Source organism: uncultured Nostoc sp., assembly GCF_964245445.1.
Taxonomy (GTDB): Bacteria; Cyanobacteriota; Cyanobacteriia; order Cyanobacteriales; family Nostocaceae; genus Nostoc.
The window spans coordinates 24916-31289 of sequence record NZ_CAXTNE010000062.1; the positions used below are offsets into that span (position 1 = coordinate 24916).

Genomic DNA, 6374 nt, shown 5'->3' on the forward strand with positions numbered 1-6374 from the left:
AACACTTAAGTGAAAGGGATGCAAATAGAATTAACTCCTCAGCAAAAAGAGGCTAAAGCTAAATTCCGAGCTTTCACAGATGAAGAGATTGTCCCTGATGCAGATAGGGCTGACCAAGAAGAACGGACTTCGAGGGAACTAATTCAAAGAATAGCTCAACAAGGTTATCTAGGTGCCATTGTGCCTAAAGAAAGAGGCGGCAGTGGTATGGACATGATAACTTACGGTCTCCTAAATGAAGAAATGGGACGGGGATGTTCTTCAGTGCGAAGCTTGCTTACAGTTCACTCTATGGTCACTCATGCCATCCTCAAGTGGGGCAGCAAGTTTCAAAAAGAGCATTGGATTCCCAAATTCGCTTCTGGTGAAGCGATCGCTGCTTTTGGCTTAAGCGAACCTAATGTGGGCAGTGATGCTAAAAAAGTGGAGACGACAGCAACAGTTTCTGAAGAGTTTTATATCTTAAATGGGCAAAAGAAGTGGATTACCTATGGGCAAATTGCTGATATTTTTTTGATATTTGCTCAGTGTGAAGGTAAACCAACTGCTTTTTTAGTTGAAAAAAACACACCAGGGCTCTTAGTTAAACCAATTTTTGGCATGTTGGGTACTAGAGCTTCAATGTTAGCAGAATTGCACCTAAATAATTGTCGGATTCCACGAGAAAACCTTGTATGTAAAGAGGGTTTTGGTTTTTCCTATGTAGCATCTTCTGCCTTAGATTATGGTAGATACAGTGTAGCTTGGGGCTGTATAGGTATTGCCCAAGCCTGTCTTGAAGCCTGCATTCAGTATACAAGCCAAAGAAAGCAGTTTGATGTTTATTTGAAAGACCACCAATTAATTCGACAAATGGTGACTGAGGCGATCGCTAATGTGAAAGCAGCGAGACTATTGTGTTATGAGGCAGGCTACTTGAAAGACATTGGCGATCCTAGATCGATTATGGAAACCTCAATTGCTAAGTATTTTGCTTCTACAACCGCGACTAAAGTGGCAAGCGATGCTGTACAAATTCATGGTGGTCATGGTTGTAGTAGTGAATGCTCTGTTCAGAGGTATTTTCGAGACGCCAAAATCATGGAGATTATCGAAGGGAGTACTCAGATTCAACAGATTACCATTGCTGAGTATGGTTATCAACAATATATGTTTTCACCTACTCCAACTTAGTGTCTATACAATTAGTAATAGGAATCAAAAAGATGATTAATTTAAGTGCTGAACAAGCAGAAAATAAACAACAATTGAAAAAATCTATCAAGTGTGTCGTTTGGGATCTTGATAACACTATATGGCATGGTGTCTTACTAGAAGATGATCGAGTTTTCTTGCAGAATAATGTCATTGACATCATCAAAAATTTGGACAGTCGAGGGATATTACAATCTGTAGCTAGCAGAAATGAACATCATCAAGCAATGTTGAAGCTGGAAGAATTTGGATTACATGAGTATTTTATATATCCACAAATCAATTGGAACTCCAAGGCTTCCTCTATTCAAAAAATTGCCCAATCAATCAATATTGGAATAGATGCAATAGCTTTCATTGATGACCAACCATTTGAGTTGGAAGAGGTAAATTTTTCATTACCTGACGTTCTCTGTATCAATACAGCTAACCTCGAGCAGTTGCTAGATATGCCTGAAATGAATCCTCGTTTTATTACAAAGGATTCCAAGAATAGAAGATTTATGTATCTCAGCGATATAAAACGCAATCAGGTTGAGGAAGAATTCGTCGGTTCTAAAGAAGACTTTTTAGCTACTCTAAAGATGCATTTTACCATCTCTTCTGCTAAAGAGGAGGATTTACAACGAGCTGAAGAATTAACAGTACGCACAAACCAATTAAATACAACAGGTTATACATACTCTTACGAAGAACTTAACCATTTTCGTCAATCAGATAAGCATAAGCTACTAATTGCTAGCTTGGATGATAAGTATGGAAGTTACGGAAAAATTGGATTAGCTCTTGTTGAATGTCAAGATACAATATGGACAATAAAGCTCTTACTAATGTCCTGCCGTGTTATGTCTAGAGGCGTAGGGACAATTATGCTCAATCATATTATATCTATGGCAAACAATCAAAATGTTAAATTGTGTGCTGAGTTTGTCTCAAATGATAGAAATAGGATGATGTATATTACTTATAAATTTGCCGGATTTAAAGAACTTAATAATCAAAATGGTCTGATGATTTTTGATGATAATAAATTAAAGCATATACATTCTTTTCCTGAGCATGTATATCTGCAAATCTTAGATTAAATTTAATATCTGTTTTTTGTGACATATATAACCGACAATTTAAAAAATAGAGGTAATAATGAACAGTTCTTTAACATTTAATAGCAGTAAACAATCGGACCCTCCTAAGCCGTGGCAATTACTGGTGTTGTCTGACAAAACAGAATCAGGCTTGGAGACAGCAACTGATAATTTAGCTGAGTTTTTAAACCAAAATTCTGAAATTAACTTTACTGATTTAGCTTATACTCTCCAAATTGATTGTCAGGCATTTAATCATCGTCGGATACTAGTGTGTTGCGATCGCCAAGATGCAGCGCAAGCGCTGACAACCAGAGACCCCAAACGTATTTTCAACAGCAGTATCCAAGAAACTAACAATCGGTCTGTAGTTTTCATGTTTCCTGGCTTAGGAGAGCAATATGTCAATATGGCTTTACAGCTTTATCAGCTTGAGCCAACTTTTCGCGAATATATAGCTCGTTGCTCAGAACTCCTCAAACCTCACCTGGGTTTTGACTTGCGAGATGTACTTTATCCTCATCAGCAACAAGCCGAGCAAGTTCGACAAACAAGCAATCCAGCCGCAGTAATGTCTTCCCAGAAGCTAGATTTACGACGGATGCTGCAACGTGACCAAACTCCAGTAGATGTCAATACTCAAAAACTAAATCAAACCTATATTGCTCAACCAGCACTGTTTGTCATTGAGTATGCGCTAGCCCAGATGTGGATGGCATGGGGGATAAAGCCTCAGGCGCTTATTGGTTACAGCATCAGCGAGTATGTAGCGGCAACTTTAGCTGGTGTCTTATCTCTGGAGGAGACTTTAGCTCTGGTTGCTAAAAGAGGTCAACTCATTCAACAATTACCCGCCGGGTCAATGTTAGCAGTCTCCCTCTCAGAGATGGAACTACAGCCACTGCTCACAGAGCATCTGTGCTTGTCTGCTGTCAATGGACCTCAGCTCTGTGTAGTTGCAGGACCTACAGAGGCGATAGCTAAATTAGAGCAGCATCTCTTGACAGATGGGATAGCTTGTCAGCAGTTGCAAACTACTCATGCTTTTCATTCTCCAATTATGGAGGCAATTTTGGAGTTGTTCATCCAGTTGGTCAAAAGCTTTGACCTCAAGCCTCCTCAAATTCCGTACATCTCCAATGTCACAGGAACTTGGATTACAGCAATGGAAGCCACTAATCCAAGTTATTGGGGCAGGCATTTATGTCAAACTGTACGTTTTGCTGATGGAATTGAAACATTATGGCAAGTGCCGACTCAAATCTTCTTAGAAGTTGGACCAGGCCAAACTTTGGGTAGTATGGCGCTGCAACACCCAGCTAGCGCCAACGTATCAGAACAGCTAGTACTCGCCTCATTACCAAACTCCTATAATCAACAATCGGATCTGGCGTTCTCGCTCAACACACTGGGTCAAATCTGGCTAGCTGGAGTGTCAGTGGATTGGTCGAAACTCTATGGAAATCGCCATTCTAGTACACTTCCTTTACCGACCTATCTCTTCGAGCGCCAACACCACCAAAGAGAATCTCAAAAAGAGCAATGGGAGAAAACTCAGAAAGAGTCAGGTACGAATGTTCTACCATCACAAGAACAAGAACAAGAATCAATTCAAATAGCACAACAACAACGTCAGCGACTGAATTTACAAAATAGCTATGTTGCCTCCAGGTCTAATACTGAGCAAAAGATTGCTGATATTTGGCAAAAGGTTTTCCGTATTGAACAAGTAGGTGTTTATGATAGTTTTTTCAGTTTGGGAGGTAACTCCTTAGTCGCGATTAAAATTATTTCTCAGTTACAAAAAATATTTCCAACAGACATTCCTCCGATTGTTATATTTAAAAATCCAACTGTAGCCGAATTAGCATCAGTTATTGAAGAGCAAGTTATAGCAGAAACAAAAACTTTAAACCGATAACAGGTGGGATTAACATCAACAACTGTCTCTAATTTAAAATAAGCACATCAAGCTGCTAAGTGATAATACACAGAGAGAATTTTGCGTAGTGGATTTATATCTTTAGGAGAATCAAATGAATAAAACTTTAGAAAAACCTCGTTCTTGGCACTTGTTAGTACTCTCCGCAGAAACAAGCTCTACTTTAGAGACGGAAACCGCAAATCTGATTGAACACTTAAAACGATCTACCAATCAAGACTTTGTTGATATTGCTGGCTCCTATCAAGTTCGTGAAAAAGCTTTTAAGCATCGCCGGATGCTTGTTTGTGATACCCTTAATAATGCTGTGACTGCCCTAAAAACACTCGATTCCAAAAAAGTTTTTACACGCTTGCAAGAGTCTGAAGATCGACCTGTTGTGTTTATGTTTCCAGGGCAGGGAGCGCAGTATGTAAATATGGGATTGGAACTTTATCAAACTGAGAAGACATTTCAAGAACAAGTTAATATCTGCTCAGAATTTTTAAAGCCTCACTTAGACCTGGACATTCGCAACATAATATATCCTGATGAAAAACAGACAAACGTTGCCACGCAGCAGCTTCAACAAACATTGATTGCACAGTCAGCACTCTTTGTAATTGAGTATGCTTTAGCTAAGTTGTGGCAAGAGTGGGGCGTGCTTCCTCAAGCAATGATAGGTCATAGCCTTGGTGAATATGTTGCAGCAACTCTTGCTGGCGTTTTCTCCTTAAAAGATGCATTAGAACTAGTAGCTGTCCGTGGACGACTTATACAGGAACTTCCTAGTGGAGCCATGCTTGCCATTGAGCTTTCAGAGAAGGAAGTGCGCCCATTTTTAGGCGAGACTCTCTCCCTAGCTGCAATTAACGGACCAAACCTTTGCATTGTTTCAGGTCCTGCAAAAGCTCTAGAGGAATTAAACGACCGACTCAGCCAGAAAGATGTGATGTGTCTTCCTTTAGATGCCTCCCATGCTCCTCACTCACAGGAAATGGACTCCATCATAGAGCCATTTAAATCTTATGTAGAAAAAATGACTCTTAGACCACCTCAAATACCGTATATTTCTAGCGTCACCGGGACTTGGATTACAACAGACCAAGCAACAGATCCGAACTATTGGGCTAGACATATGCGCCAAACTGTGCGCTTTTCAGAAGGTTTGCAAGAACTTTTTAAAAAACCAGAGCGGATATTGCTGCAAGTTGGTCCTGGGCGAACGTTGAGTGCTATGGCAGTGCAGCATCCAGAGCGTGCTGCTGGACAAATCGTGCTTTCTTCGTTACGCCACCCGTATGAAGAAGAATCGGATGTTGAATTCATACTTAACATCTTAGGTCAGATATGGCTTGAAGGAGTAGGGGTAGAGCTGGGGAAGCTGTTATGAAGCGCAAATTAAGGGACTTCCAACAAAAAATAAATTATTAGAATAAATCATTCCAAAAAAAATAAGAGACAGGACTTTTGAAGAATGATAATCATTTAAAATGGGGCGTGAGTAGCAACGGATGCTGTTGGCGAAGTCAAAAAACGCTCGTGTTTGGGTAAGTCAATTCAGCGATGAAACGATTAAGAGCTTTTTGAACAGCTTTGTATCCAGGGGCTTGCTTGCCTAATTTCAAGTCAAGCAAAATGCGATCGCGTAAAAGCTCAAGTTCTATTTGGGAGAAAGCAATTGCTTTTCGCTCCATCAATACAGCATTATTTTGATTGAGGTTTTGTATTTCTGGAATGACTACTTCTATTTCCTCCTCATGCCGTGTATTACTCGGTAGAGACTCCATGCCTTCCCATGTATTACATGGGAAGGCATGGAGTCTTTTTCCCGTGTATTACTTGGAGGAACTGTACTTGGCAGAGCCTTTTCACGAATGATCTGCTCTAAATAGTCAGCCCTAGTAAGACCCAAACATTCAGATGTGATGCCCAAAGCGACCCAAGTGGAATCAGTTAGTCTTAACGAGCGAACTAAACGATAGTCTTCATTTTTCAGGGCAAACTTCCCCTGGATATCACGTTTCATAACCGCTTTTCCATGTATTACACCGTAAGTTTAGCCCATTAGGTAGCAGAGGTTTATCCGTGTATTACATGGAGAAGGATGATCTTAATATACCTGAGTTCGACGTAAAAAAAAAGTCTCTAATCCAGGCAGAAACGGGGTTGTA

The 6374-nt window shown here is 40.1% G+C and carries 4 protein-coding genes and 1 pseudogene; 4 read left to right on the forward strand and 1 reads right to left on the reverse strand.

Features of this window, described 5'->3' with window-relative positions:
* Positions 1-18 precede the first annotated feature (18 nt).
* From ACFE90_RS13170 to ACFE90_RS13185, 4 genes are all read left to right on the forward strand, one after another.
* The gene (locus tag ACFE90_RS13170) at positions 19-1173 is read left to right on the forward strand and encodes an acyl-CoA dehydrogenase family protein (protein ID WP_375501141.1); all 1155 of its coding nucleotides are present in this window, start codon (positions 19-21) and stop codon (positions 1171-1173) included.
* 32 nt (positions 1174-1205) lie between these two features.
* Positions 1206-2279 carry an HAD-IIIC family phosphatase gene (locus tag ACFE90_RS13175; protein WP_375501143.1) on the forward strand — a complete coding sequence of 358 codons (1074 nt, stop codon included), beginning with the start codon at positions 1206-1208 and terminating at the stop codon, positions 2277-2279.
* Between the two features lie 58 nt (positions 2280-2337).
* Positions 2338-4200, forward strand: a complete 1863-nt coding sequence (locus tag ACFE90_RS13180; RefSeq protein WP_375501145.1) for an acyltransferase domain-containing protein — start codon at positions 2338-2340, stop codon at positions 4198-4200.
* A gap of 115 nt (positions 4201-4315) precedes the next feature.
* Entirely contained in the window at positions 4316-5593 is a 1278-nt protein-coding gene (locus ACFE90_RS13185) for an acyltransferase domain-containing protein (protein WP_375501147.1), read from the forward strand.
* Positions 5594-5729: 136 nt separating this feature from the next.
* Here the strand turns inward: ACFE90_RS13185 and ACFE90_RS13190 are convergent.
* Positions 5730-6229: pseudogene (locus ACFE90_RS13190) on the reverse strand (hypothetical protein).
* Positions 6230-6374 lie beyond the last annotated feature (145 nt).

Excerpts from the sequence above, each read along its gene's own strand:
- ACFE90_RS13180 (WP_375501145.1), top strand. The coding sequence starts at position 2,338 with ATGAACAGTTCTTTAACATTTAATAGCAGTAAACAATCGGACCCTCCT.
- ACFE90_RS13175 (WP_375501143.1), top strand. The coding sequence starts at position 1,206 with ATGATTAATTTAAGTGCTGAACAAGCAGAAAATAAACAACAATTGAAA.
- ACFE90_RS13170 (WP_375501141.1), top strand. The coding sequence starts at position 19 with ATGCAAATAGAATTAACTCCTCAGCAAAAAGAGGCTAAAGCTAAATTC.
- ACFE90_RS13185 (WP_375501147.1), top strand. The coding sequence starts at position 4,316 with ATGAATAAAACTTTAGAAAAACCTCGTTCTTGGCACTTGTTAGTACTC.